Below are 24,931 nucleotides of genomic sequence, written 5' to 3' on the forward strand. Positions count from 1 at the left end.
CCGCGGGCTTCATTGATCTGGATCTATGCTTGATGAACAAACGGATGGCACTCGCGCGAACCGTGGCGGACTAAGCATCAGGACGCGACATTGCTTCCCTGCTGACTGACATGGATCGGACATGAACGAACAGACACTGCAAAACAAATCACTGGTGATCCTGTTGGGACTGGTCACCGCCGCGTTCATCTGGATTTTGCTGCCGTTCTACGCAGCGGTGTTCTGGGCTGTCATCCTCGGCATCCTCTTCGCCCCCCTGCAGCGCCGCCTGCAAGCGAAATTCGGCTGGCAACGCAACCTGACGTCGCTGCTCACCCTGGGCATCTGCCTGGTGATCGCGATTCTGCCGGTGATCATCCTCGGTTTCCTGCTGGTGCAAGAAGGGGCCTCGGTCTACCAGAGAATCGAAAGCGGCGAACTGGATATCGCCGGCTACGTGACGCATTTCAAACACAGCCTGCCGCCGTACTTCCAGCACCTGCTCGATCGGTTCGGGGTCGGCGAGTTGGACGGTCTGCGAGAGAAAATCATCAAGAGTGCGGTAACAGGCAATGAATTTATCGCCACCCAGGCCTTCAGTTTCGGTCAGGGCACGTTCGATTTTCTGGTGAGCTTTTTCATCATGCTCTACCTGCTGTTCTTTTTTTTGCGCGACGGCGCCGAACTGGCACGTAAAGTTCGTTCTGCCGTACCGCTGAAAGAGCACCAGAAACGGCGTTTGCAACTCAAGTTCAACCGCGTGGTGCGGGCGACAGTCAAAGGCAACCTGCTGGTGGCGATTACGCAGGGTGCATTGGGCGGTTTGATTTTCTGGTTCCTGGGTATTCCGAGCGCGTTGCTGTGGGCAGTGCTGATGGCGTTTCTATCGCTGTTGCCGGCAGTGGGGGCGGGGATCGTCTGGGCGCCGGTGGCGGCGTTTTTCCTGTTCACCGGAGCGATCTGGCAGGGCGTGGTGCTGGGGTTGTTCGGGGTTTTTGTGATCGGGCTGGTGGATAACGTGCTGCGCCCCATTCTGGTGGGCAAGGACACGAAGATGCCGGATTACCTGATTCTGATCTCGACCCTTGGCGGCCTGGCGATCTTCGGCTTGAATGGCTTTGTCATCGGGCCGCTGATCGCCGCGCTGTTCATGTCGAGCTGGGCGATCTTCATCGAAACCAAACCGCGGGTGCAGCTGCCTTAAGCGCTGAGCTGACCTTGGCCGATTCGTTGCGACAGTGCCTGGGCGTCCGGCAACGAGGTCAGCGGACCACTGATCGCTTCGCCGTCCTGCACCAGGTACCAGCAGGCAAGCAAGCCAAGCGCTCTGAGTGGTGCGGGAACGGCGCTGCCGATAACGGACATGATCTGAACCTGGGACATAAGTACCTCCATCAATCTATGGAGCTACCTTACGGACCCAACGCCGGAACGGACAATCAACGCTTTCGATAGTCGTAATTGACGCTAGTGAGTCTTGGGCTCAGTCGACCACCAGGTCAAGCATGTGGACCACTTCCTGCTCATTGAGCAGGCCTTTGCGCACCAGGTTTTCCGCCAGCAGCGAGAGAAACTTGGCGCTGCGATGGCCTTCCAGGTGCTTGAGTTCGGTCAGTGCGTTGTACACCTTGCTGGAAGTGCACAAGCCGACGATGCGGTGCGGGTTTTGCGTGGGCATGAGGTCGTCCTTGTTATTATCAACCTGCTGTTTGCGGACAGATCCAGGTTGCGGACCTGACATGACATGAATATGACCGTTTTCCCCAAGTGGGGGGAAGAGCGGCGAGTCAATCTTGCCAACTTGAACCGCAAAGACTGTCCCGACAGCGACCTTGAGGCGATTTATCCAGACCTGTACCGACAAACGGCGACAAAAAAGCCCCGCCGTCTGTCTGTAGGAGCGAGCTTGCTCGCGATGGTCGTTAACGATAACGCGTGCTTACCGGCTAACCGCGGCGCTCTTACGCCCATCGCGAGCAAGCTCGCTCCTACAGTTACCAGCGGCGATAACCGTGGGGAGGGCCGTAGTAGCCGCGCGGTGGGTAGTAACCACGGGGCGGTCCGTAGTAAACCGGTGGCGGGGCGTAATAGACCGGTTGCTGCACGTAGACCGGTGCCGGCTGGTAATAAACCGGAGGCGGTTGTTGCACGTACACCGGTTGTGGCTGAACGTAGACCGGTTGCTGCACATAGACCGGCCGGTTGCTGTTGATGATCGCCGAACCGACGATGGCCGAGCCGACGATCGCACCGAATACCGCCGGTCCTTCCCAACCGTGACCGCCGTGACCGCCGCCAGCTTCAGCCTGCCCTGCGATGGCCAGCGTACCGATCAGCAAGGCAACTATGGGGATTTTACGGATCATGATAATTCCTCGGTTCTTCGACCCGGCGCCTGGCTCTGCAATAGACCCAGGGATTGTCGCGGGGATACTTCTAAGACAGCGTTTTTCTGCAAATCAGCACAGCCATTGGGTAAATTTTGTGTAAGGTCTGTACCGGCTTTCTTAGCGTCGTACGCTGTCACCGGCAGGTACGCGAATATGATCGATCAGACCGGCTGGACTGGCTAATCCCGTCCATCCGAAAGTGCTATTGAAGGAGATTCACATGCAGATGAACCCCAACAAAGACACCCAGCTGTGCATGTCCCTCTCCGGGCGCCCTGGAAACTTTGGCCTGCGATTCCACAATCATCTGTACGAACAACTGGGCCTGAATTTCTACTACAAGGCCTTCAGCAGCCAGAACCTGCCAGGCGCCATCGCGGGCATTCGCGCCCTGGGGATTCGAGGCTGTGGCGTGTCCATGCCATTCAAGGAGGCCTGCATTGCGCTGGTCGATGAGCTGGACGCGTCGGCCGCGGCCATTCAATCGATCAACACCATCGTCAACACCAATGGCCGTCTCAAGGCCTACAACACCGACTACATCGCCATCGCTCAGTTGCTGGCAACCCACCAGGTGCCCACGGCGTCGACCTTCGCCCTGCGCGGCAGCGGCGGCATGGCCAAGGCCGTGGCCAGCGCCTTGCGTGATGGCGGTTACAAGAACGGCCTGATCGTCGCCCGTAACGAACCCGCCGGGCGTGCCCTGGCCGAGTCGCTGGGCTATGAATGGCAAGCTGAACTGGGTGCGCGGCGCCCGCACATGCTGATCAATGTTACGCCGATCGGCATGACCGGCGGGCCGGAAGCCGATCAACTGGCGTTCGACGCCGACGCCATTGCCGCTGCCGAGACCGTCTTCGATGTGGTGGCGATCCCCTCGGAAACCCCGCTGATCGTGCGCGGTCGTGCCGAAGGCAAGCGAGTGATAACCGGGCTGGAGGTGATTGCGATCCAGGCGCTGGAGCAGTTTGTGCTTTATACCGGCGTGCGGCCGACGGTTGAGCAGTTCCAGAAAGCGGTGGAGTTTGCCCGCAGCTGATCCCCTGTAGGAGCTGGCTGGCCAGCGAAGAGGCCATCACTTGCAACATTAATGGCGCCTGGCACGCCGCCTTCGCCAGCAAGCCGGCTCCTACAATCCGATCGTTGTTGTCGGACTACTCGAGGCGCGCCAGGCGCTCTTCCAACGCCGCAATCCGCGCTTCCAGCTCTTCGATCCGCTCCAGCGACACACCGCCGCCGGCACCGCGCTCCACCGGATTACTCCGTGCCGCCAGAATCACCTCGATATCCGCCGGGTCCCCCAGCGCATGCATGTAGCGGTCTTCACGCTGCCCGGCCTGGCGCGGAATCAGCAGCGCCAGACCACGGGCAATCAAGCGTTCAAGCTGATGCACCACCTGCTCGGTGTCTTCGAATTCATGCATGCGGGTGCTGCGGGTCAGCAGTTCATTGACCGTTTGCGGGCCGCGCAGGAACAGCAAGCCGGTCAGGAGGACCTGGGCCGGCACCAGCTCCAGCGCCTTGTCGACCCGGTGCTCCCAGCGATCGGCCCGGCTGCCCATCACCAGCCTGGTAAAACCGCGGCCTTCAAGGGCGCGCAGGCTCTGGCCGACCTGGCCCTGAGTGAGGTTCATCACCGGCTCGCGGCTGGTTTTCTGGTTGCAGGCGGTCACCAGGGCATTGAGGGTCAGCGGATAGGTTTCCGGGCTGGTGGCCTGTTTCTCGATCAGCGAACCCAGAATGCGGATTTCCGTGCTGTTGAGGCGTGGCTCGTCGATAACGGTTTCTTGCTCAGTGCTCATCGCGCTTTTCCCTAGGCAGTCGAAGCATGCAGTCGAAGCGGCCTAGCGTAATCCTTGCTGAATAAAAGACAAGTCGCAGGAGCGTTGCGCATGGCTATAATCGGCCCACATTTACCTCCTGTCACAACATGAGACTGCCATGACCATTTCCCTGTACGACGCTTCCGTTCCGGTATTCAAACAAATGCTCAACGCCCTGAGCGATGTGCTGAACAAGGCCGAAGCCCACGCCACGGCAAAAAACATCGATCCGAACGCGTTGCTGCAAGCCCGTCTGTACCCGGACATGTTCCCGCTGGTACGCCAGGTGCAGATCGCCGTCGATTTCGCCAAGGGCGTTTCCTCGCGCCTGGCCGAGATCGAAGTGCCGAAGTACGAAGACACCGAAACCACCTTCGCCGAACTGCAAGCGCTGATCGCCAAGGTCCTGGCCTACATCGGCGAGATCAAGCCGGAGCAGATCGTCGGCAAGGAAGGCATCGAGATCGTCACCCGTCCGGGCACGCCTAAAGAGAAGCGCTTCAGTGGCCAGGCTTACCTGCTGAGCTACGGCCTGCCGCAATTCTTCTTCCACGTCACCACCACCTACGCCTTGTTGCGTCACAACGGTGTGGAAGTGGGCAAGCGTGATTACATGGGCGCGTTCTAAACCCCCCACCTACAAAAAAGCCCCCGCAGCCTGAGCTGCGGGGGCTTTTTCATGGGTGCACATTGTTCAGCTCCACCACCGAACCTGTGGGAGCGGGCTTGCCCGCAAAGGGGCCATCAGCTCCAACATAAACGTTGACTGACACACCGCTTTCGCGAGCAAGCCCGCTCCCACAGGGTAAGGTGTCAGGCCAGGCGCTGGGCCTTCTCTTCTTCACCCAGACACGCCGCTGCGGTAAACAGCACATCGGTAGACGAGTTCAGCGCGGTCTCCGCCGAATCCTGCAACACCCCGATGATGAAACCGACCGCCACCACCTGCATCGCGACTTCACTCGGGATGCCGAACAAGCTGCACGCCAGTGGAATCAGCAGCAACGACCCTCCGGCCACGCCCGAAGCGCCACAGGCACAGATCGCCGCGACCACGCTCAGCAGGATGGCCGTCGGAACATCGACCGCGATGCCCAGGGTATGCACGGCCGCCAGGGTCAGCACGGTAATGGTGATCGCGGCACCCGCCATGTTGATGGTGGCGCCCAGCGGGATCGAGACCGAGTACGTGTCTTCATGCAGGCCCAGGCGCTTGCTCAATTCCAGGTTGACCGGAATGTTCGCCGCCGAACTGCGGGTGAAAAACGCGGTGATGCCGCTTTCGCGCAGGCACATCAGCACCAGCGGATAGGGGTTGCGACGCAGTTTCCAGAACACGATCAGCGGGTTCATCACCAGCGCCACAAACAGCATGCAACCCAGCAGCACGGCCAGCAGGTGCAGGTAGCCGAGCAGGGCGCCGAAACCGGACGTGGCGAGGGTCGAGGCCACCAGGCCAAAAATCCCCAGCGGCGCGAAGCGAATCACCAGGCGCACGATCAGGGTCACGCCGTTGGACAGGTCACCGAGTACCTCGCGAGTGGTGTCACCGGCATGGCGAATGGCAACGCCCATGCCGATCGCCCAGGCCAGGATGCCGATGAAGTTGGCGTTCATCAGGGCGCTGACCGGGTTATCGACCACGCTCAGCAACAGGCTTTGCAGTACTTCGCTGATGCCGCCCGGGGCGCTCACCGCGACGTCATGGGTGGCGAGCACCAGGCTCGACGGGAACATCATGCTGGCAACGACCGCGACCACCGCCGCGGCAAAGGTGCCCAGCAGGTACAGGAACAGAATCGGCCGGATGTGGGTTTCCTGGCCGTGCTTGTGGTTGGCGATCGACGCCATGACCAGCACGAACACGAGGATCGGTGCGACGGCTTTCAGGGCCGAAACGAAGACTTTGCCGATGAACGCGGTGGACTTCGCCACGTCGGGCGCGACCAGCGCCAGGACAATCCCGGCGATCAGGCCGATGATGATTTGCGTGACCAGGCTCAAGCGTTTCAAACGATGCAATAGCGAAGGGGATGAAGCGGTCATAAAGCGGCATCTCTGATTTTATTGGGTACGGGGAGTCGCGACATCAATGCCAATCGCTGGCAGATGAGCAAGGTGTACGTATCGCAGGGCGCGGACTTTATCACAGCGTCGTCCCGATCCTTCAGGCCTGTGACGATCTGCCGTCCGCGTGTCGGACGAGAAAGGCAGGTTCGTGCAACCGCTCTGGAAAACACTCTGTTAAGATGGCCCATCCTCATTTTCATGTTCTGCCAGCGGGCCTTCGGGCTGTCGCTGGTGTCGTCGTTTTCTGGAGTTGTGCATGCTGTTGCCCATCCTTCTGTTGTCCGCCGCCGGTTTCACGGTGCTGACCACGGAATTCGTCATCGTCGGCCTGTTGCCGGCGATCGCCCGCGACCTTGACGTCAGCATCCCGCAAGCGGGTTTGCTGGTGACCTTGTTCGCCTTTACCGTCGCCGCTTTCGGACCGTTCCTGACCGCGTACTTCGCCAGGTTCGAGCGCCGCAAGCTGTTCATCTCGGTGCTGATCATGTTCGGCCTGGCCAACACCCTGGCGGCGTTTGCCCCGAACATCTGGGTGATGGCCATCGCCCGCCTGATTCCCGCGCTCGGGTTGCCGGTGTACTGGGCCCTGGCCAGCGAAACGGCGGTGGACATCGTCGGGCCGGACTTCGCCGGTCGCGCCATCGCCAAGATCGGGTTCGGGATTGTCTGCGCCACGGTGTTCGGCATTCCGGTGGGCACGCTGATCTCTGACGCGTTCGGTTGGCGCAGTGCTTTCGGCATTCTGGCGGTGATCGCCTTTGCCAAGGCGCTGCTGCTGTTCATCTACCTGCCGTCGACCAACCTGCATCAGCATCAAGTGAGCTTTCGCTCGCAGTTCAAGATCCTGCGCAGCCCGCTGATGATCGGGCATGTGCTGCTGTCGATCCTGGTGTTCAGCGGCATGTTCACCGTCTACACCTACCTGGCGGACATCCTCGAGCGCCTGGCCGGCTTCAACGGCACGGTGGTCGGCTGGTGCCTGATGGGCTTCGGCGCGGTGGGGCTGATCGGCAACTCGCTGGGTGGTCGCGCAGTGGATCGTCACCCGCTGATCGCTTCGGTAACGTTCTGCGCGTTCATGATTGCCGGCATGGTGGCGTTGGTGCCGAACATTCACTCGCCACTGGGCCTGGCGGCGGCGATGGGGATCTGGGGCGTGACCCAGGCGGCCTTGTTCCTGGTCAGCCACGTGCGCCTGATGAAGGCGGCACCCGAGGCGCCGGCTTTTGCCGCGTCGCTGAACATTGCCGGGGCCAACCTCGGGATCGGCCTGGGCGCCATGGTCGGTGGCCGGGTGATCGACAGCGTGGGCTTGCAAGGCCTGGGATTTGCGGCGGCCGCTTTCATCCTGGTCTCGATCCTGTTGGCCATGGCACTGATGACCTTCAAACCCCGCGAAGTCTGCGCCTGACGCGTCACAACTCGGTGAACAGTTCGCGTCGGGCACCTTCGGTAATGGCGACAATGCCGGGGTGCTTGACCTTGCGCTCCACGGAAATGGCGTAGAACGACTCGGTGACCGCGTTGGTCTGGCCAATCGACTCCACCCCATACTGGCGTTGCACCTCGTCGGCAATCACGCTCGGACCGATGAAAATCCCGCTGCCGGATTGACCGAACGCCTGCATCAAGGCGCTGTCGTCGAATTCACCGACAATCCGTGGCTGGATCTGTTGCTCGGCAAACCAGCGTTGCAAACGACTGCGGACCACGGTTTCCGGCCCGGGAATCAGCAGGGGAGCGCCGTGCAGGCTGCGCGGAAAATCCTGGCCGTACTGCGCCGCCAGTGCAGGGGTGGCAAAGAAGCTGATCCCGCACTCGCCGAGCTTCTGGCTGTAGCCCTTGATGTCCAGGTGCGAGGGCATCGGGCTGTCGGAGATCACCAGGTCCAGGCGCTGGATCGCCAGGTCGGCGAGCAAGCGTTCGAGCTTGTCTTCGCGGCAGGTGATGCGCAGCGGCTCGCTCAACTCCATGGTCGGCGCGATCAGCCGATAGACGATGGACTTGGGCACCACGTCCGCCACGCCGACCCGAAACAGAATCTGCTGCTCGTTGGGCTGCGCCCGCAGCATCAATTCCAGCTCACCGCCCAGCTGGAACATCTGCTCGGCGTAGGGCAGGGCCTGACGCCCGGCCTCCGTCAGCTCAAGCTGGCGGCCAACCCGGCGAAACAATTCGATGCCATAGGTTTGCTCGAGCAGGGAGATCTGCCCACTGATGGTCTGGGGTGTCAGGTTCAACTGCTCGCAAGCGCGCACGATGCTGCCGGTCTTGGCGACCACCCAGAAGTAATGCAGCTGTCGGTAATTCAACATTCTGTTTATTTCCCCTGATCACACAACCCCCTGTAGGAGCGAGCTTGCTCGCGATGGAATCAAGAGCGCCGCGTTTAACCAGTAAACACGCGTTATCGTTGACGACCGTCGCGAGCAAGCTTGCTCCTACAAGTGCGCACACACACATTTATGCGCAATTTTTATTCTGGATTCGTAAAAACCGAAGTATAGCAGCCGAAAATACGAATTTTCCTGAAGTGTTTGTCTCCTTAGAATGCCTAGCTATCGACGGGAGGCTTTGTCGGCTCTGTCTGTTCTATCGAGGAAACATCATGAAGCTTAAAACCACGGCGTTGCTGATCACGTCTTTACTGGTACTGGCCGGTTGCGACCAGGCCGAAAAAAGCGCTCAGCAACTGATGGGCAAGGCGGCCGAAAGCGCGAAACAAGCGATCGACGATACGCACAAAGCCGCTGAACAAGCGATAAGCGACGCCACCGGCGGGCTGATCAGCAAAAAAGAACCATCGGCCGAAGACAAACGGAACACCGAGTCTTCGTCCCAGGAAATCTAAACCGTCTTAAACGAGTCAGGACTGACCCATGGAATACCTTTTAGAACTTGCTGTAAGCCCCACTGCCTGGGTCGCCCTGGCCACGTTGATCGTGATGGAAATCGTGCTCGGCATCGATAACCTGATCTTCATCTCGATCCTGACCAACAAACTGCCCGAGCAGCATCGGCAGAAGGCGCGGCGCATCGGTATCGGCATGGCGCTGATCCTGCGACTGGCGCTGTTGAGCACCATCGCGTTCATCGTCCAGTTGACCGCGCCGGTGATCGACCTCCTCGGCCACGCGTTCTCCTGGAAAGACATGATCCTGATCGCCGGTGGCCTGTTCCTGTTGTGGAAGGCGACCACCGAGATCCATCACAGCATGGACCCGGCGCCGGACGATCCGAAGTCGGCGACCTCGACCGTGACCCTGGGCTTCGCTGCCGCAATCGGGCAGATCCTGATGCTGGACATGGTGTTCTCCATCGACAGCATCATCACCGCAGTCGGCATGACCGAGCATTTGCCGATCATGATCATTGCAGTGGTGGTGTCGGTACTGGTGATGTTGCTGGCGGCTGACCCCTTGGCCAAGTTCATCAACGACAACCCGACCGTGGTGATGCTGGCCCTGGGCTTCTTGATCATGATCGGCATGACCCTGATCGCCGAAGGCTTTGGCGCCCACGTACCGAAAGGCTACGTCTACGCGGCAATGGCGTTCTCGGCAACGATCGAGGGGCTGAACATGATGTCCCGACGGGCGAAGCAGAAGCGGATCGCCACTGAAGCGTAACCTGCACTAAATGGAACGGCCGCCCGGACTCGCAAGAATCCGGGCGGCCGTTTTTGGTTTCAGCGACCGAAAAGCGCCAGTCAGTGCGCGGAAGCGTGGCGGCTGGCCGGTTTATCGGTATCGGTATCACTGGCGGCGGGCGACGTCGGTTGCACTGGAGGGTGATGGTGCCGGCGAGTAATGCGCAGGACTCCCCACAACATGGCGGACGCCACCGCCAGCCAGCCGGAAATCAGCATCACTATGGTCATTGTCAGGCTCATCAGTGCCTCCTCTTCGCTCCTGCTGTGGGTGCACACTCTTTAGCAAATGACAGTTTAGCCGCTGCCGTGTTTCAGACTATTGACCAAAGGTCGGCTGTGATCAACGAGTTCGTACTATCGAATGCGATCAACTGCCGTTCAAGGCTATACCGCTGCCGCCTGGCATCCTATGATCGATGGCCAAGCCGGGAGCGCGTACGCCTGGCGCCTGAACAAGTGAGTGATGATGGTGCGGGTATTTTCTCGAATTCTTTCTGTGGCGGTGCTGGTTGGCAGTGTCGCGGGTCTGGCGGGGTGTGCGGGAAGCGTTGCGCCGGAAATCCAGCGGCTGCCGGAGCGGGTCGAGCTCAGCGGTACCTTCTACCGCGGGCAGGACAATCAAAGCGGCCCCCAGGTCCTGGCCAGCCTGTTGTCCCAGCAGGGCATCGTGATTACCCCGGGTTTGCTCGACAAGCCCCTGCATTTGCCGGGTGCCGAAACCCAATTGCAGCAGAACATGCTGAATCTTGCCCGCGAGTACGGCCTGGTGGTCTATCCCCTGGACGCCAACCTGCCTGCGCTGCTGGCCCAGGTCGCGGCCGGAAATCCGGTGATGGTGCGGTTCACTGAAGGCTCGGCGTTCTGGGCTGGACCGCGTTATGCGATTCTCGCCGGGTACAACCGGGAGAAACAGACCGTGCTCCTGCGTGCCGGGATGAATCGCCGGACGCTGATGAGCTTCGGTTCATTTGAATCTGCGTTCAAGGACGCCGGGGGGTGGGCGGTGCTGATCCAGAAACCGGACCAGCTTCCGGCCAACGTCGATCAACAGCGCTGGCTGAAGGCGGCCAGCGATCTGGCCCAGGCAGGCCAGGAGCAGGCGGCTACCCGGGCGAAGAAGGCCTTGTCCGCGCAGTAGCGTTCCGTTCGTCATCTGCAGGGCACTGTCACCCGCGATTGGCCTCTAGATAACAGGGTCCGGACTTTTCCGGGCCGGTCCTTTTCCGCAGGACCTATCCTAGGAGGCGCCAATGGCACATTCCACTACCCCCGATGGCCCGCACTCGTCCGAGCATTCGTCCGGCGATGAGCTGGACTTCGACCCCGATTCCCCGGACCTCGCCGATCCACAGGTCGATCCCATCGGACCGGCCAAGGCGCCCAGGGACGTGAAGCCGGGCGATAACCCCAAGGCGCCGGCGAAGCCTTACGATCCGCTCGCCGATCTGAAACCCTGACCCCCAAGTGAGGTGCGTATGTCTACCGATTCGAGTTTCAACGACAAACGTCCGGACAGCGTTCCAACCACCCCCGAAGCGGACACCGATCCAGTGATGGATCCGAACAGCCCGCTGCGGGATCCGTTGGCCAGGCCCGTGGTGACCCCAACCGAGCATCAGGGCCACAGAGACCCGAGCGCAGGAGACGGCATCCCGGACGACGACCAGATGCCGCTGCCCAATGATTAACCGTCTGACGATAACGCGCTAATCCAGAATAAACGCATACCCTGTAGGAGCTGGCTTGCCAGCGAAGAACGTCAACGATAACGCGCTAATCCAGAATAAACGCATACCCTGTAGGAGCTGGCTTGCCAGCGAAGGACGTCAACGATAACGCGCTAATCCAGAATAAACGCATGACCTGTAGGAGCGAGCTTGCTCGCGATGGACGTCAACGATGACGCGTTTATCCTGAATAAACGCGTCGCCCTTCAAACCATCGCGAGCAAGCTTGCTCCTACAGAAGCGGGCAAGCGGGAAAGCGGCAATTGCCGGTTTCGTCCTACTTCGACGCCTCCACCACACCACTTTGCCGATTCTTCAGATTTTTGTCTGACTTGTACTGCAACGCCACCGACGGCACATCAGCACCCCTGCCGGTCTCGACCCAGCTGCGAATACGGCTGGCATCGGCAAAGTGGGTGTATTTGCCAAAGGCATCGAGAATAACCAGCGCCACCTGGCGATTACCCATGCTGGTCACCAGCACCAGGCAGTGACCGGCCTCGTTGGTGAACCCGGTTTTCGTCAGTCGGATGTCCCAGTTCGGCTTCCTGACCAAGTGGTCGGTGTTACGAAAACCCAGGCTGTAATTGGGTTTACGGAACGAAACAGTCTTTTCCTTGGTAGTGCTCAATTCAGTCAGCAACGGGTACTTGTGCGCGGCCACCAGCAACTTGCTCAGGTCGCGGGCGGTGGACACGTTGCGCGGGGACAGGCCGGTCGGCTCGACAAAATGGGTGCTGGTCATACCCAGCGCCCGGGCCTTGGCATTCATGGCGGCAATGAACGCGACATAGCCGCCCGGATAATGATGGGCGAGGCTCGCGGCGGCGCGGTTTTCCGAAGACATCAGGGCGATCAGCAGCATTTCCCGACGCGGCAATTCGCTCTTGAGCTTGACCCGGGAAAACACGCCTTTCATTTCCGGCGTATCGCTGATGTTGACGGCAAGGTATTCATCCATGTTCTGCCGGGCTTCGACCACGACCAGGCCGGTCATCAGTTTGCTGACGGAAGCGATGGGGACGACCACGTCAGGATTGCTGGCATAGATGATCTTGTTGGTCTGCATATCCATCAGCAAGGCGCTGCCGGAAGCGATCTTGAGTTGTTTCGTATCGCGGGGTGCCGAGGTGGTTTCGGCAGCGTTGGTTATTGGCGTGATGAAAGCCCCTGTAACAGCAAAAAACAGGCTCAGGATGGAAAGACGGATTTTCACGCTGGCAGACTCATAAGGAGTTGATAAGCCGTTATGTAACGGGCTGTTTCATAAAAAAGCGCGGTATTCTGGAGTATGGCTGAATAACTGTCGATGGTTGTTCAAGGATGGACGCAAAGTCCTTGGGAACATGAAAAAAAAGCTAATTTCCGGCGGATGGTCGAGGGATTCTCTGCTGGAGAAAAGAACCCTGCCATGGGGCGTAAATACCGTTTGCTTGAGAAGGGGGTTGGCGGGCGGATGGATTGCTTTTGGAGGGGGGGGGGGCGTATTCGTTTGTGAGGAAGCGGCTCTTCCGGTTCGGGTACATATCCGTTTTCGCGGTAACGGCCACTTAGGGTTCCGCTCTTACGGCGGGTTACTTTGCGCTTTTCAAAGTGACCCGCTGTAAGAGCGGAACCGTCAGCGGCCATGCCCGCAGCAACGGATATGTACACGTTCAACAAAAGGCGGCAACGCCCCTAACCGCAATCAACCGTGCAGCGTTTCCGCCGCATACAGCGTATTTTCCAGCAGGCACGCGCGCGTCATCGGGCCAACGCCACCCGGCACCGGCGTAATCCAGCCAGCGCGGGGCAGGGCGGTGTCGTAGATCACGTCACCCACCAGCTTGCCGTCTGCCTGGCGATTGATGCCGACGTCGATCACGATCGCGCCTTCCTTGATCCACTCGCCCTTCACCAGCCCCGGCTTGCCGGCAGCCACCACGACCAGGTCGGCGCGGCCGACGTGGCCCGCCAGGTCCTTGGTAAAGCGGTGGGTGACGGTCACGGTGCAGCCAGCCAGCAACAGCTCCATCGCCATCGGGCGGCCAACGATGTTGGAGGCGCCGACAATCACCGCGTCCATCCCGTAAAGATCGGCACCGGTGCTTTCCAGCAGCGCCATGATCCCTTTAGGGGTGCACGGACGCAGCAACGGAATACGCTGGGCCAGGCGACCGACGTTATAAGGGTGGAAACCGTCGACGTCCTTGTCCGGACGAATGCGCTCCAGCAACCGGGAGGCGTCCAGGTGTTCAGGTAAAGGCAGCTGAAGCAGAACGCCGTCGATTGCCGGGTCGTCGTTCAGGCGATCGATCAGATCGGTCAGTGCTTCTTGAGTGGTTTCGGAAGGCAGGTCATAAGCTTGGGACAGAAAGCCGACCTCTTCACAGTCTTTACGCTTGTGCGAGACATAAACCTGAGAGGCAGGATCGCTGCCGACCAGGATCACCGCGAGGCCGGGCGTGCGCAGGCCTTGCTGGCGACGCTCGGTGACGCGTTTGGCGATCTGCTGGCGCAGGCTGGCGGCGATCGATTTGCCGTCGATTAGTTGTGCAGTCATTGCGCGTGATTAACCATCGAGAGGTGAAAAAAAGAGAGCGCATTCTCGCATGTCAGGAGGTGAGGGCAAAGGCGCTTGGTCTGCAAATTCCCCTAACCCCTTTAATTAAATGAATTTTTTTTAAAAAAGAGTTGACGACCTTCAGGGTCACCTATAACATTCGTCGCACTTGTCGGGCACAGCCTAGCACTGGTTAAGAAGGTTGAGCGGAGTTGATGTTTGATTCGGCGAGACTGAAAGCACTTAGTTTGTAATCGTCCAAGAATACAGATTAACAAGGCGCCCGTAGCTCAGCTGGATAGAGCATCCGCCTTCTAAGCGGATGGTCGCAGGTTCGAGTCCTGCCGGGTGCGCCATTAGGCAGCTTTGGCACAAGTAACGCAACATGGCAATATGGTGGGCGTAGCTCAGTTGGTAGAGCACGGGATTGTGACTCCCGTTGTCGAGGGTTCGATCCCCTTCGTCCACCCCATATTTAGAAAGGCGCCAGATTAACAGTCTGGCGCCTTTGCTTTAAAAGCTTGATACGCGGATGTGGTGGAATTGGTAGACACACTGGATTTAGGTTCCAGCGCCGCAAGGTGTGAGAGTTCGAGTCTCTCCGTCCGCACCATACAAGTCGCTATTTAATAGCAGAAAACGGCGCAGCACCTGAAAAGGGCTGCGCCGTTTTTGTTTTAGAAGTCGACATTTTCAAGGCAACCGCGGGTTCCGGGTTGAGAGGGCAGGTCGGCTCGTCGCATTTTTGTTTCTCGATGATGCCGATTCGCCCGCTGTCAGGGGTGCATGACCGCTTCCTCCTATATATAGAAGGACTGCGGCAGAGCCTTGGCCTGATTGACTGTATTTGCTAACAGGGCGAGGCATAACCGTTTGTCCCCGCCTATAAATTGCCTGCTGCTTTTTTACCCGTTTTCAGTAGGGTGACTTCTTGAGTTTGACCCACTAGAATGCATGCCCTTGATTCTGGGGTCGGAAACGGCCGGCTAACGTCTGTGCAACGAGGAATATCCATGCAAGTTTCTGTTGAAAATACTTCTGCTCTTGAGCGCCGCATGAGCATCACCGTGCCGGCTGAGCGCATCGAGACTCAGGTCAACAAGCGTCTGCAGCAGACTGCCCAAAAGGCCAAGATCGCTGGTTTCCGTCCAGGCAAAGTGCCGATGAGCGAAATCAAGCGTCGTTTCGGTGCCGATGCGCGCCAGGAAGCGGTAGGCGACGTGATCCAGTCTTCGTTCTACGAAGCGGTTGTCGAGCAAAAGCTGAACCCGGCCGGCGCGCCGTCGATCGAGCCTAAATCGATCGAAGCGGGCAAGGACCTGGAATACGTCGCGGTTTTCGAAGTGTTCCCTGAGTTCACCGTTGCCGGCTTCGAAGGTATCGCAGTCGAGCGCCTGAGCGCCGACGTGGCCGATGCCGACCTGGACAAGATGCTGGACGTGCTGCGCAAGCAGAACACCCGTTTTGAAGTGGCCGATCGCGCTGCCCAGAACGAAGACCAGCTGAACATCGATTTCGTCGGCAAGGTCGACGGAGAAGTGTTCGCCGGCGGTTCCGCCAAAGGCACTCAGCTGGTGCTGGGTTCCGGCCGCATGATCCCTGGCTTCGAAGACGGCCTGGTTGGCGCCAAGGCCGGCGAAGAGCGCGTGCTGAACCTGACCTTCCCCGAGGACTATCAGAACCTCGACCTGGCAGGCAAAGCCGTTGAGTTCACCGTGACCGTGAACACTGTTTCCGAGCCAAAACTGCCAGAGCTGAACGAAGAATTCTTCGCTCAATTCGGCATCAAGGAAACCGGTCTGGAAGGCTTCCGCACCGAAGTTCGCAAGAACATGGAGCGCGAACTGCGTCAGGCGATCAAATCCAAGGTCAAGAACCAGGTCATGGACGGTCTGCTCGAGACCAACCCGATCGAAGTGCCAAAGGCGCTGCTGTCCAACGAAGTCGACCGTCTGCGCGTGCAGGCTGTTCAACAGTTCGGCGGCAACATCAAGCCTGACCAACTGCCGGCCGAGCTGTTCGAAGAACAAGCCAAGCGCCGCGTAGTCCTGGGCCTGATCGTGGCTGAAGTGGTCAAGCAATTCGACCTCAAGCCTGACGAAGCCCGCGTTCGCGAAATGATCCAGGAAATGGCTTCGGCCTACCAGGAGCCAGAGCAGGTTGTGTCCTGGTACTACAAGAACGACCAGCAGCTGAACGAAGTCCGCTCGGTTGTGCTTGAAGAACAAGTTGTGGATACTGTTCTGCAGAAAGCTAGCGTGACCGATAAATCGGTCTCTTACGAAGAAGCGGTCAAGCCGGTAGAAGCTCCACAAGCCGACTGATTGATTTTGCGTTAGAAGTACACACCATAAGCCAGCTCTCGAGCTGCTTATGCGTATTCAAGACAAAACTATTTGGGAGCGACTGCAGAGCATGTTCCGTAATTCTTATATTCAGCAGAACTCTGATATCCAGGCCGCAGGCGGCCTGGTCCCGATGGTTGTCGAGCAATCCGCTCGCGGCGAGCGCGCCTATGACATCTACTCGCGTCTTCTCAAGGAGCGAGTGATCTTCCTGGTTGGGCCGGTAGAGGACTACATGGCCAACCTGATTTGCGCGCAGCTGCTGTTCCTTGAAGCGGAAAACCCGGACAAGGACATCCATCTCTACATCAACTCCCCGGGCGGTTCGGTGACGGCGGGCATGTCGATCTACGACACCATGCAGTTCATCAAGCCCAACGTGTCGACCACCTGTATCGGTCAGGCGTGCAGCATGGGCGCGTTCCTGCTGACGGCCGGTGCCGCCGGCAAGCGTTACTGCCTGCCGAACTCGCGTGTGATGATTCACCAGCCACTGGGCGGTTTCCAGGGCCAGGCGTCGGATATCGAAATCCATGCCAAGGAAATCCTCTTCATTCGCGAGCGTCTCAACACGTTGATGGCCAAGCACAGTGGACACACGCTCGAAGAGATCGAGCGCGACACCAACCGCGACAACTTCATGAGTGCAGAAGCCGCCCGTGAATACGGGTTGATCGATCAAGTGATCGACCAGCGCCCCGCTTAAAAGCAGCTCAAAATAGGGTCGGTCGGCTTGTCTGGCCACCTGCGGGCTTGAAAAAGCCCGCAATAGCCTTCATCTTGTGTTGCAAGCCTATCGGATTTGGATCGAACGAATGACTGACACCCGCAACGGCGAGGACAACGGCAAATTGCTCTATTGCTCCTTCTGCGGCAAAAGCCAGCATGAAGTACGCAAATTGATTGCCGGCCCCTCGGTCTTCATTTGCGACGAGTGCGTCGACCTGTGCAATGACATCATCCGTGAGGAGGTGCAGGAAGCCCAGGCCGAGAGCAGCGCGCATAAATTGCCTTCGCCTAAAGAAATCAGCGGCATCCTTGATCAGTACGTGATTGGTCAGGAACGTGCGAAAAAGGTTCTGGCCGTAGCGGTGTACAACCACTACAAGCGCTTGAACCAGCGTGACAAGAAGAATGACGACGTCGAACTCGGCAAGAGCAACATCTTGCTGATCGGCCCGACAGGCTCGGGTAAAACCCTGCTTGCCGAAACCCTGGCCCGCTTGCTGAACGTTCCGTTCACCATCGCCGACGCAACCACCCTCACCGAGGCGGGTTACGTGGGTGAAGATGTCGAGAACATCATTCAGAAGCTGCTGCAGAAGTGCGATTACGACGTGGAAAAGGCCCAGATGGGCATTGTCTACATCGATGAGATCGACAAGATCTCGCGCAAGTCTGACAACCCGTCGATCACCCGGGACGTTTCCGGTGAAGGCGTGCAGCAGGCCCTGCTGAAGTTGATCGAAGGCACGGTCGCTTCCGTTCCGCCCCAGGGCGGTCGCAAGCATCCGCAGCAGGAATTCCTTCAGGTCGACACCCGTAACATCCTGTTCATCTGCGGTGGTGCGTTCTCCGGTCTGGAAAAGGTTATCCAAAACCGTTCCACCAAGGGCGGCATCGGTTTCAACGCAGAAGTGCGCAGCAAGGAAGAAGGCAAGAAAGTCGGTGAATCCCTGCGTGAAGTCGAACCTGACGATCTGGTCAAGTTCGGTCTGATCCCGGAATTCGTCGGTCGTCTGCCGGTCCTGGCCACGTTGGACGAGCTTGACGAAGCTGCGTTGATGCAGATTCTCACCGAGCCGAAAAATGCGCTGACCAAGCAGTATGCCAAGCTGTTCGAGATGGAAGGCGTAGACCTGGAATTCCGCGCCGACGCGCTGAAATCGGTCGCCAAACGTGCCCTGGAACGCAAGACCGGTGCCCGTGGACTGCGTTCGATCCTCGAAGGCGTCCTGCTCGACACCATGTACGAAATTCCCTCGCAGTCCGAGGTGAGTAAAGTCGTGATCGACGAAAGCGTCATAGAAGGCAAGTCCAAGCCACTGTATATCTACGAAAACAGTGAGCCGGCTGCCAAGGCAGCGCCAGACGCCTAAGCGTCACGCTGCTGGAACACAGAAGGGGCCTTCGGGCCCCTTTGCTATTGTGGTGTAGGAGCTGGCTTGCCAGCGAAGGCGCCCAGCCGACACGATTTTAATGTCTAACCTGAACACGTCAGGCCCACGACAGACCGCAATCTTTTAAGCCATTCTTTTATCCGCTTGTTTTTTTCCAAACCAGCCCCCATCTTGGTTTCAAGCTGACATCCATCTGTTTACGGCCTTACGGCCGCCGTAGAGGCGAAATCATGAAGACGACCATCGAATTGCCTCTCCTGCCATTGCGTGATGTTGTGGTTTATCCGCACATGGTTATCCCGCTGTTCGTGGGGCGCGAGAAATCCATCGAAGCCCTCGAGGCAGCGATGACCGGCGACAAGCAGATCCTTCTGCTGGCTCAGAGAAACCCTGCTGACGACGATCCCGGTGAAGATGCACTCTATCGCGTAGGTACCATTGCGACCGTTCTGCAGCTGCTCAAGCTGCCTGACGGCACGGTCAAGGTTTTGGTCGAAGGTGAGCAGCGGGGCGCCGTGGAGCGCTTCAGCGTAGTCGACGGCCATTGCCGCGCCGAAGTCTCGCTGATCGACGAAACCGACGCGCCCGAGCGCGAGTCGGAAGTGTTTGTGCGCAGCTTGCTGGCTCAGTTCGAACAATATGTGCAGCTGGGCAAGAAAGTCCCGGCTGAAGTCCTGTCGTCGCTCAACAGCATCGACGAGCCAGGCCGCCTGGTCGACACCATGGCCGCGCACATGGCCCTGAAGATCGAGCAGAAGCAGGAGATCCTCGAAATCATCGATTTGTCGGCCCGGGTCGAACACGTCCTGGCGTTGCTGGATGCCGAGATCGACCTGCTGCAAGTTGAAAAACGCATTCGCGGTCGCGTCAAGAAACAAATGGAGCGCAGCCAGCGCGAGTACTACCTGAATGAGCAGATGAAGGCCATTCAGAAAGAACTCGGCGACAGCGACGAAGGCCACAACGAAATCGAAGAGCTGAAAAAGCGCATCGATGCCGCCGGTCTGCCGAAGGATGCCCTGGCCAAGGCCCAGGGCGAGCTGAACAAGCTGAAACAAATGTCGCCCATGTCCGCGGAAGCGACCGTGGTGCGTTCCTACATCGACTGGCTGGTCCAGGTGCCGTGGAAGGCGCAAAGCAAGGTGCGTCTGGACCTGGCTCGTGCCGAAGACATCCTCGACGCCGACCACTACGGCCTGGAAGAAGTCAAAGAGCGGATCCTCGAATACCTCGCCGTGCAAAAGCGCGTGAAGAAGATTCGCGGTCCGGTGTTGTGCCTGGTCGGTCCTCCGGGGGTGGGTAAAACCTCGCTGGCGGAGTCGATTGCCCACGCCACCAACCGCAAATTCGTGCGCATGGCCCTCGGCGGTGTGCGCGATGAAGCGGAAATCCGCGGTCATCGCCGGACTTACATCGGTTCGATGCCGGGAAGATTGATTCAAAAGATGACTAAAGTGGGGGTGCGCAACCCGCTGTTCCTGCTCGATGAAATCGACAAGATGGGCAGCGACATGCGCGGCGATCCGGCCTCGGCGTTGCTGGAAGTGCTCGATCCCGAGCAGAACCACAACTTCAACGATCACTATCTGGAAGTCGACTACGACCTGTCCGACGTGATGTTCCTGTGCACCTCGAACTCCATGAACATTCCGCCGGCGCTGCTGGACCGGATGGAAGTGATTCGTCTGCCGGGCTACACCGAAGACGAGAAGATCAACATCGCCGTCAAATACCTTTCGCCGAAGCAGATCACGGCCAACGGTTTGAAGAAAGGCGAGCTCGAATTCGACGCCGAAGCGATCCGCGACATCATCCGCTACTACACCCGCGAAGCCGGTGTACGGGGGCTGGAGCGCCAGATTGCCAAGGTTTGCCGCAAGGCGGTCAAAGAGCATGCGATGGAAAAACGCTTCTCGGTGAAGGTCACGGCCGACATGCTGGAGCATTTCCTCGGCGTGCGTAAATTCCGCTACGGCCTGGCCGAATCCCAGGATCAGGTCGGCCAGGTCACCGGCCTGGCGTGGACGCAGGTGGGCGGCGAGTTGCTGACCATCGAAGCCGCGGTCGTTCCCGGCAAGGGGCAACTGATCAAGACCGGTTCCCTGGGTGACGTGATGGTCGAGTCGATCACGGCGGCCTTGACCGTGGTGCGCAGCCGCGCGAAGAGCCTGGGGATCCCCCTGGACTTCCACGAGAAGCGCGACACGCACATCCACATGCCGGAAGGGGCGACCCCGAAGGATGGCCCTAGCGCCGGTGTAGGCATGTGCACGGCCCTGGTCTCGGCATTGACCGGGATTCCGGTACGCGCAGACGTCGCCATGACCGGTGAAATCACCCTGCGTGGCCAGGTGCTGGCGATTGGCGGTCTGAAAGAGAAACTGCTCGCGGCTCACCGTGGTGGAATCAAGACGGTGATCATTCCTGAAGAGAACGTACGCGATTTGAAGGAAATTCCTGACAATATCAAAGCCGATCTTCAGATTAAACCGGTTAAATGGATTGACGAGGTCCTGCAAATTGCGCTGCAATACGCGCCGGAGCCCTTGCCTGATGTGGCTCCAGAGATTGTTGCAAAGGATGAAAAACGCGAGTCTGACTCTAAGGAAAGAATTAGCACGCATTAGTACGTATTTGCCTGGGGGGCTTGTTGACGCTTTTTAGAGCCCTTGTTATAAAGCGGCTCTTCAGTGTCTGTAGGCCATTCAGCACTCGTTTTTTTGCTTTTACCAAAAAACTTAGAATCATACTCAAATAGATATAAGGGGACTTAGAGTGAACAAGTCGGAACTGATTGATGCTATCGCTGCATCCGCTGATATCCCGAAAGCTGCTGCTGGCCGTGCGCTGGACGCTGTAATCGAATCCGTCACTGGCGCTCTCAAGGCTGGCGACTCTGTTGTTCTGGTGGGTTTCGGTACGTTCTCCGTCACCGATCGTCCAGCTCGCATTGGTCGTAACCCGCAGACCGGTAAGACGCTGGAAATCGCAGCCGCCAAAAAACCAGGTTTCAAAGCCGGTAAAGCACTGAAAGAAGCTGTCAACTAAGTTCGATTCAGGTTTTTGCCTATCCGGGTCGGGGTCAAGCCTGACCTGGCAGCGGAGCGGTAGTCCAGTCGGCGAGTCGCCGTGCCGAGACACCGAGGGTCGCACGTTCGAGCCCTCGATCCGCTCCGCCAGTTACGAGAAGGCGCATCCTCGGATGCGCCTTTCTTCTATCCGGATTCTACCCACGCTCCACGGTTGCCTAATTTTGAAGTTCAACCGTTTCTGGGGGACGCATGCTGCAGAATATCAGGGACAATTCACAAGGCTGGATTGCCAAGACCATCATCGGGATCATCGTTGTACTGATGGCGTTCACCGGTGTCGAAGCCATTTTCCAGGCCACGACCAACAGTCAGAACGCGGCCAAGGTCAATGGTGAAGAAATCAGTCAGAGCGAGCTGAGCCAGGCGGTCGATATGCAACGCCGTCAACTCATGCAACAGCTGGGCAAGGATTTCGATGCTTCGTTGCTCGACGAAAAAATGTTGCGCGAATCGGCCCTCAAAGGCTTGATCGATCGCAAGCTGCTGCTGCAAGGCGCAGAAAAATCCGACTTCGCTTTTTCCGAAGCGGCGTTGGACCAGGTGATCCTGCAAACGCCTGAATTCCAGGTGGACGGTGCGTTCAGCGCCGAGCGTTTCGACCAGGTCATCCGTCAACTCGGCTACAGCCGCCTGCAATTCCGCCAGATGCTGGCTCAGGAAATGCTGATCGGTCAGCTGCGCGCCGGTCTGGCAGGCAGCGGTTTCGTCACCGACGCACAGGTGCTGGCCTTCGCCCGTCTGGAAAAACAGACCCGCGATTTCGCTTCCCTGAACGTCAAGGTCGACCCGTCAGCTGTGAAGCTGAACGACGACGAAGTCAAAGCCTACTACGACGAACACGCCAAGGAATTCATGACGCCGGACCAGGTGGTCATCGATTACCTCGAATTGAAGAAGTCGTCCTTCTTCGATCAGGTCAGCGTCAAGGACGAAGACCTGCAAGAGGCGTATCAGAAAGAAACCGCGAACCTGTCCGAACAGCGTCGGGCCGCGCACATTCTGATCGAAGTGAACGACAAGGTGACCGAGGCGCAAGCCAAGGCGAAGATCGAAGAGGTCCAGGCACGCCTGGCCAAGGGCGAGAACTTCGAAGCCCTGGCCAAGGAATTCTCCCAGGACCCGGGTTCGGCCAACAATGGCGGTGACCTCGGTTTCGCAGGCCCGGGTGTCTACGATCCAGCCTTTGAAACAGCGCTGTACGCGTTGGCCAAGGATCAGGTCTCGGAGCCGGTTCGCACCGACTTCGGTTTCCACCTGATCAAGCTGCTGGGTGTCGAAGCGCCGCAGGTTCCAACCTTCGCCAGCCTGAAAGACAAGCTGACCCGCGAGCTGAAAACCCAGCAGGTCGAACAGCGTTTCGTCGAGGCGACCAAGCAACTGGAAGACTCGGCGTTCGAGGCCTCCGACCTGGCCCAGCCGGCGCAAGACTTGAAGCTGACCGTGCACACCTCCAAGCCGTTCGGCCGTGAAGGCGGCGAAGGTGTGGCGGCCAACCGTGCCGTGATCACTGCTGCATTCAGTCCTGAAGTGCTGGATGAGGGTGCCAACAGCACCGCCATCGAGCTCGACCCGGAAACCGTGATCGTGCTGCGCGCCAAGGAACACCTCAAGCCGGCGCAACTGCCGCTCGAAGCCGTGTCTGCCGCGATCCGTGGGCAATTGGCCAAGGAGCACGCCAGTGCTGCCGCCAAGACCAGGGCCGATGAGTTGATCGCCAGCCTGCGCGACGGCAAGACCCCTCTGGACCAGGCCATCGATGGTCAGAACTGGAAAGTCACCGCCGCCGCCACTCGCGCTCAGGAAGGGATCGACCCGACTGTGCTGCAGGCGCTGTTCCGCATGCCAAAACCCGCCGCGAAGGACAAACCGACCTTCAGCAGCGTGACCCTGGCCGATGGCAGCCTGGTGATCGTGCGTCTCAATGGCGTGAACGAAGCAGCGGCACCGACCGATGAAGAGAAGGCCGAGTACCGTCGCTACCTCGCCTCGCGCATTGGCCAGCAAGACTTTGCGGCTTACCGCAAGCAGCTGGAAGCCGAAGCGGACATCGAGCGGTTCTGATGTTTGATTGAGTGTTGCGCAACACAAAAACCCCCGGCCGATAGGCCGGGGGTTTTTTTATCAACAAAATCAAATTTTTCACCTGCCATCAGGAATCCGCAATCCTGTGCGACTTTCCCGGCCATAAACGGTCACTAGTCGTGTAACCGTTTTAAGACACCAATCGGTGCGACGCTAAGCATTGATCTGTTGCACAATACGCCCCGGACCGTTTCTTCAGGATGTTCAATGTCTAAATCAATTCCCATGCATGTCGTCGGGCTGGCTCTGGTAATGGCCGCCGCTGCCGGCTGCTCGTCGGAAAAGGCCGCCATCTATGAGCATGAGAACTTCGATGACTCCGGTACCTTTTCCCGCAACTACCCGGTAACCGATGCCCAGACTTGCGAGGCCGCCCGGCGGGCGTTGCTCAGCCAGGGCTATATCATCACCAGCAGCGACCCGAAACTGGTCAGCGGCCACAAGAGTTTCCAGCAGACCGGCGATACCCACATGGAGATCAGCTTCAGTGTGGTCTGCGCCGATGACGGCACCGAGGGGCATCATGCGACCATGTTCGCCAACGCCCTGCAGGATCGCTATGCGCTGAAAAAGACCAACAACTCCGCGAGCCTCGGCGTGGGTGTGCTGGGTTCGGTATCGATGCCGATCGGCTCGTCCGACGACTCGATGGTCAAGGTCGCCAGCGAAACCGTCTCCTCGGCCAAGTTCTACGAGCGTTTCTTCGCCCTGGTCGAGATGTTCCTGCCGCCGGAAGCGAAAAAGGCTGCGCACATCAAGGAAAAGCCGAAAACCGACCTGGGCATGCCTGAAGCCAAGGCCGCACCGGCTCAATTGGCGCCGACCCCGGCACCGGCAGCAGAGCCTGCTCCCGCGCCGGCCCAAGAACCTGTACAGCCAGCGGAACCGGCACCTGCGGCCTCGGAGCCGGTGGCACCGCCGCCTGAAACCGCACCGATCACCCCGGCGGATAACAGCGAACCGGCAACCTCCACCGAAACGGGGAGCGCATCGGCGGACTCCAGCCTGCCGCCACCGACCGAGCCGATTCCGGCCATGCCGGTCACTGCCCAGTAATCATGTGACGGGATCGGGCTGCACGGCGCCGATCCCCGACCACTTTCAGCATT

The 24,931-nt window shown here is 58.9% G+C and carries 25 protein-coding genes and 3 tRNA genes; 19 read left to right on the forward strand and 9 right to left on the reverse strand.

Annotated features, from left to right (window positions below; all coding sequences use genetic code 11):
- Positions 1–121: 121 nt before the first annotated feature.
- Complete coding sequence (locus tag BZ163_RS11430; RefSeq protein WP_128871007.1) at positions 122–1,183, forward strand: AI-2E family transporter; 1,062 nt, start codon at positions 122–124, stop codon at positions 1,181–1,183.
- Here the strand turns inward: BZ163_RS11430 and BZ163_RS11435 are convergent.
- From BZ163_RS11435 to BZ163_RS11445, 3 genes are all read right to left on the reverse strand, one after another.
- On the reverse strand, positions 1,180–1,362 hold the full coding sequence (locus BZ163_RS11435) for a hypothetical protein (protein ID WP_128871008.1): 183 nt from the start codon (positions 1,360–1,362) through the stop codon (positions 1,180–1,182). The two genes, BZ163_RS11430 and BZ163_RS11435, sit on opposite strands and share 4 nt — an antisense overlap.
- Before the next feature lie 100 nt (positions 1,363–1,462).
- A complete protein-coding gene (locus BZ163_RS11440) occupies positions 1,463–1,657 on the reverse strand; it encodes a hypothetical protein (RefSeq protein WP_003179723.1) in 195 nt (64 codons plus the stop codon).
- A 316-nt stretch (positions 1,658–1,973) separates the two neighbouring features.
- Entirely contained in the window at positions 1,974–2,345 is a 372-nt protein-coding gene (locus tag BZ163_RS11445; protein ID WP_128871009.1) for a hypothetical protein, read from the reverse strand.
- Positions 2,346–2,589: 244 nt separating this feature from the next.
- On the opposite strand from BZ163_RS11445, the gene BZ163_RS11450 reads away from it, so the two are divergent.
- Entirely contained in the window at positions 2,590–3,408 is an 819-nt protein-coding gene (locus BZ163_RS11450; protein ID WP_128871010.1) for a shikimate 5-dehydrogenase, read from the forward strand.
- 115 nt (positions 3,409–3,523) lie between these two features.
- Here BZ163_RS11450 and BZ163_RS11455 read toward each other — a convergent pair whose 3' ends face one another.
- The gene (locus tag BZ163_RS11455; protein WP_128871011.1) at positions 3,524–4,171 is read right to left on the reverse strand and encodes a YceH family protein; all 648 of its coding nucleotides are present in this window, start codon (positions 4,169–4,171) and stop codon (positions 3,524–3,526) included.
- A gap of 139 nt (positions 4,172–4,310) precedes the next feature.
- Here BZ163_RS11455 and BZ163_RS11460 point away from each other — a divergent pair, with 139 nt between their 5' ends.
- A complete protein-coding gene (locus BZ163_RS11460; protein WP_128871012.1) occupies positions 4,311–4,820 on the forward strand; it encodes a DUF1993 family protein in 510 nt (169 codons plus the stop codon).
- Positions 4,821–5,005: 185 nt separating this feature from the next.
- On the opposite strand, the gene sstT is transcribed toward BZ163_RS11460, so the two are convergent.
- Entirely contained in the window at positions 5,006–6,238 is a 1,233-nt protein-coding gene (sstT, locus tag BZ163_RS11465; protein WP_128871013.1) for a serine/threonine transporter SstT, read from the reverse strand.
- 280 nt (positions 6,239–6,518) lie between these two features.
- On the opposite strand from sstT, the gene BZ163_RS11470 reads away from it, so the two are divergent.
- Positions 6,519–7,673, forward strand: coding sequence for an MFS transporter (locus BZ163_RS11470; protein WP_128871014.1), 1,155 nt, complete (start codon positions 6,519–6,521; stop codon positions 7,671–7,673).
- A 4-nt stretch (positions 7,674–7,677) separates the two neighbouring features.
- Here BZ163_RS11470 and nhaR read toward each other — a convergent pair whose 3' ends face one another.
- Complete coding sequence (nhaR, locus tag BZ163_RS11475) at positions 7,678–8,577, reverse strand: transcriptional activator NhaR (protein ID WP_128871015.1); 900 nt, start codon at positions 8,575–8,577, stop codon at positions 7,678–7,680.
- Positions 8,578–8,870: 293 nt separating this feature from the next.
- Between nhaR and BZ163_RS11480 the strand changes: the two genes are divergently transcribed.
- Positions 8,871–9,113: a hypothetical protein gene (locus tag BZ163_RS11480; protein WP_128871016.1), complete on the forward strand. Its 243-nt coding sequence runs from the start codon at positions 8,871–8,873 to the stop codon at positions 9,111–9,113.
- 28 nt (positions 9,114–9,141) lie between these two features.
- Positions 9,142–9,891 (forward strand): TerC family protein, encoded by a 750-nt coding sequence (locus BZ163_RS11485; RefSeq protein ID WP_128871017.1) that lies wholly within the window; start codon positions 9,142–9,144, stop codon positions 9,889–9,891.
- Positions 9,892–9,971: 80 nt separating this feature from the next.
- Here BZ163_RS11485 and BZ163_RS11490 read toward each other — a convergent pair whose 3' ends face one another.
- Complete coding sequence (locus tag BZ163_RS11490) at positions 9,972–10,154, reverse strand: hypothetical protein (RefSeq protein ID WP_128871018.1); 183 nt, start codon at positions 10,152–10,154, stop codon at positions 9,972–9,974.
- 223 nt (positions 10,155–10,377) lie between these two features.
- On the opposite strand from BZ163_RS11490, the gene BZ163_RS11495 reads away from it, so the two are divergent.
- The 3 genes from BZ163_RS11495 (at position 10,378) to BZ163_RS11505 (ending at position 11,602) form a co-directional block, all read left to right on the forward strand.
- On the forward strand, positions 10,378–11,052 hold the full coding sequence (locus BZ163_RS11495; protein WP_256578986.1) for a peptidase C39 family protein: 675 nt from the start codon (positions 10,378–10,380) through the stop codon (positions 11,050–11,052).
- Between the two features lie 112 nt (positions 11,053–11,164).
- The gene (locus tag BZ163_RS11500; protein ID WP_128871019.1) at positions 11,165–11,371 is read left to right on the forward strand and encodes a DUF6021 family protein; all 207 of its coding nucleotides are present in this window, start codon (positions 11,165–11,167) and stop codon (positions 11,369–11,371) included.
- A gap of 18 nt (positions 11,372–11,389) precedes the next feature.
- Positions 11,390–11,602: a hypothetical protein gene (locus BZ163_RS11505; RefSeq protein ID WP_128871020.1), complete on the forward strand. Its 213-nt coding sequence runs from the start codon at positions 11,390–11,392 to the stop codon at positions 11,600–11,602.
- A gap of 316 nt (positions 11,603–11,918) precedes the next feature.
- On the opposite strand, the gene pbpG is transcribed toward BZ163_RS11505, so the two are convergent.
- Both pbpG and folD read right to left on the reverse strand, forming a co-directional pair.
- Positions 11,919–12,857 (reverse strand): D-alanyl-D-alanine endopeptidase, encoded by a 939-nt coding sequence (gene pbpG, locus BZ163_RS11510; protein WP_128871021.1) that lies wholly within the window; start codon positions 12,855–12,857, stop codon positions 11,919–11,921.
- 471 nt (positions 12,858–13,328) lie between these two features.
- Entirely contained in the window at positions 13,329–14,183 is an 855-nt protein-coding gene (gene folD / locus BZ163_RS11515) for a bifunctional methylenetetrahydrofolate dehydrogenase/methenyltetrahydrofolate cyclohydrolase FolD (RefSeq protein WP_128871022.1), read from the reverse strand.
- Positions 14,184–14,462: 279 nt separating this feature from the next.
- On the opposite strand from folD, the gene BZ163_RS11520 reads away from it, so the two are divergent.
- From BZ163_RS11520 to BZ163_RS11565, 10 genes are all read left to right on the forward strand, one after another.
- Positions 14,463–14,539, forward strand: a tRNA-Arg gene (locus BZ163_RS11520).
- 40 nt (positions 14,540–14,579) lie between these two features.
- Positions 14,580–14,655, forward strand: a tRNA-His gene (locus BZ163_RS11525).
- 56 nt (positions 14,656–14,711) lie between these two features.
- Positions 14,712–14,796 (forward strand) — tRNA-Leu (locus tag BZ163_RS11530).
- 400 nt (positions 14,797–15,196) lie between these two features.
- The gene (gene tig, locus BZ163_RS11535) at positions 15,197–16,507 is read left to right on the forward strand and encodes a trigger factor (RefSeq protein WP_128871023.1); all 1,311 of its coding nucleotides are present in this window, start codon (positions 15,197–15,199) and stop codon (positions 16,505–16,507) included.
- 91 nt (positions 16,508–16,598) lie between these two features.
- Entirely contained in the window at positions 16,599–17,234 is a 636-nt protein-coding gene (clpP, locus tag BZ163_RS11540) for an ATP-dependent Clp endopeptidase proteolytic subunit ClpP (protein ID WP_064680636.1), read from the forward strand.
- A 109-nt stretch (positions 17,235–17,343) separates the two neighbouring features.
- Positions 17,344–18,627 carry an ATP-dependent Clp protease ATP-binding subunit ClpX gene (clpX, locus tag BZ163_RS11545; protein ID WP_007946893.1) on the forward strand — a complete coding sequence of 428 codons (1,284 nt, stop codon included), beginning with the start codon at positions 17,344–17,346 and terminating at the stop codon, positions 18,625–18,627.
- 251 nt (positions 18,628–18,878) lie between these two features.
- Positions 18,879–21,275: an endopeptidase La gene (lon, locus tag BZ163_RS11550; RefSeq protein WP_128871024.1), complete on the forward strand. Its 2,397-nt coding sequence runs from the start codon at positions 18,879–18,881 to the stop codon at positions 21,273–21,275.
- 148 nt (positions 21,276–21,423) lie between these two features.
- Positions 21,424–21,696, forward strand: coding sequence for an HU family DNA-binding protein (locus BZ163_RS11555; protein ID WP_002552737.1), 273 nt, complete (start codon positions 21,424–21,426; stop codon positions 21,694–21,696).
- A gap of 233 nt (positions 21,697–21,929) precedes the next feature.
- On the forward strand, positions 21,930–23,801 hold the full coding sequence (locus tag BZ163_RS11560) for a SurA N-terminal domain-containing protein (RefSeq protein WP_128871025.1): 1,872 nt from the start codon (positions 21,930–21,932) through the stop codon (positions 23,799–23,801).
- Positions 23,802–24,029: 228 nt separating this feature from the next.
- Positions 24,030–24,878 (forward strand): DUF2242 domain-containing protein, encoded by an 849-nt coding sequence (locus BZ163_RS11565; RefSeq protein ID WP_128871026.1) that lies wholly within the window; start codon positions 24,030–24,032, stop codon positions 24,876–24,878.
- The last annotated feature ends 53 nt before the right edge of the window (positions 24,879–24,931 follow it).

The sequence above is a fragment of the Pseudomonas sp. VI4.1 genome (assembly GCF_002029345.1).
Lineage (GTDB): Bacteria > Pseudomonadota > Gammaproteobacteria > Pseudomonadales > Pseudomonadaceae > Aquipseudomonas.

Bases quoted from the DNA above. Each gene is read 5' to 3' on its own strand.
- nhaR (WP_128871015.1), bottom strand. From the start codon at position 8,577: ATGTTGAATTACCGACAGCTGCATTACTTCTGGGTGGTCGCCAAGACC.
- clpX (WP_007946893.1), top strand. From the start codon at position 17,344: ATGACTGACACCCGCAACGGCGAGGACAACGGCAAATTGCTCTATTGC.
- BZ163_RS11440 (WP_003179723.1), bottom strand. From the start codon at position 1,657: ATGCCCACGCAAAACCCGCACCGCATCGTCGGCTTGTGCACTTCCAGC.
- BZ163_RS11565 (WP_128871026.1), top strand. From the start codon at position 24,030: ATGTCTAAATCAATTCCCATGCATGTCGTCGGGCTGGCTCTGGTAATG.
- BZ163_RS11505 (WP_128871020.1), top strand. From the start codon at position 11,390: ATGTCTACCGATTCGAGTTTCAACGACAAACGTCCGGACAGCGTTCCA.
- BZ163_RS11560 (WP_128871025.1), top strand. From the start codon at position 21,930: ATGCTGCAGAATATCAGGGACAATTCACAAGGCTGGATTGCCAAGACC.
- BZ163_RS11485 (WP_128871017.1), top strand. From the start codon at position 9,142: ATGGAATACCTTTTAGAACTTGCTGTAAGCCCCACTGCCTGGGTCGCC.
- BZ163_RS11435 (WP_128871008.1), bottom strand. From the start codon at position 1,362: ATGTCCCAGGTTCAGATCATGTCCGTTATCGGCAGCGCCGTTCCCGCA.
- BZ163_RS11470 (WP_128871014.1), top strand. From the start codon at position 6,519: ATGCTGTTGCCCATCCTTCTGTTGTCCGCCGCCGGTTTCACGGTGCTG.
- tig (WP_128871023.1), top strand. From the start codon at position 15,197: ATGCAAGTTTCTGTTGAAAATACTTCTGCTCTTGAGCGCCGCATGAGC.
- sstT (WP_128871013.1), bottom strand. From the start codon at position 6,238: ATGACCGCTTCATCCCCTTCGCTATTGCATCGTTTGAAACGCTTGAGC.
- BZ163_RS11480 (WP_128871016.1), top strand. From the start codon at position 8,871: ATGAAGCTTAAAACCACGGCGTTGCTGATCACGTCTTTACTGGTACTG.
- BZ163_RS11490 (WP_128871018.1), bottom strand. From the start codon at position 10,154: ATGAGCCTGACAATGACCATAGTGATGCTGATTTCCGGCTGGCTGGCG.
- BZ163_RS11455 (WP_128871011.1), bottom strand. From the start codon at position 4,171: ATGAGCACTGAGCAAGAAACCGTTATCGACGAGCCACGCCTCAACAGC.
- BZ163_RS11445 (WP_128871009.1), bottom strand. From the start codon at position 2,345: ATGATCCGTAAAATCCCCATAGTTGCCTTGCTGATCGGTACGCTGGCC.
- BZ163_RS11500 (WP_128871019.1), top strand. From the start codon at position 11,165: ATGGCACATTCCACTACCCCCGATGGCCCGCACTCGTCCGAGCATTCG.
- folD (WP_128871022.1), bottom strand. From the start codon at position 14,183: ATGACTGCACAACTAATCGACGGCAAATCGATCGCCGCCAGCCTGCGC.
- BZ163_RS11430 (WP_128871007.1), top strand. From the start codon at position 122: ATGAACGAACAGACACTGCAAAACAAATCACTGGTGATCCTGTTGGGA.
- BZ163_RS11460 (WP_128871012.1), top strand. From the start codon at position 4,311: ATGACCATTTCCCTGTACGACGCTTCCGTTCCGGTATTCAAACAAATG.
- BZ163_RS11450 (WP_128871010.1), top strand. From the start codon at position 2,590: ATGCAGATGAACCCCAACAAAGACACCCAGCTGTGCATGTCCCTCTCC.
- clpP (WP_064680636.1), top strand. From the start codon at position 16,599: ATGTTCCGTAATTCTTATATTCAGCAGAACTCTGATATCCAGGCCGCA.
- BZ163_RS11495 (WP_256578986.1), top strand. From the start codon at position 10,378: ATGATGGTGCGGGTATTTTCTCGAATTCTTTCTGTGGCGGTGCTGGTT.
- lon (WP_128871024.1), top strand. From the start codon at position 18,879: ATGAAGACGACCATCGAATTGCCTCTCCTGCCATTGCGTGATGTTGTG.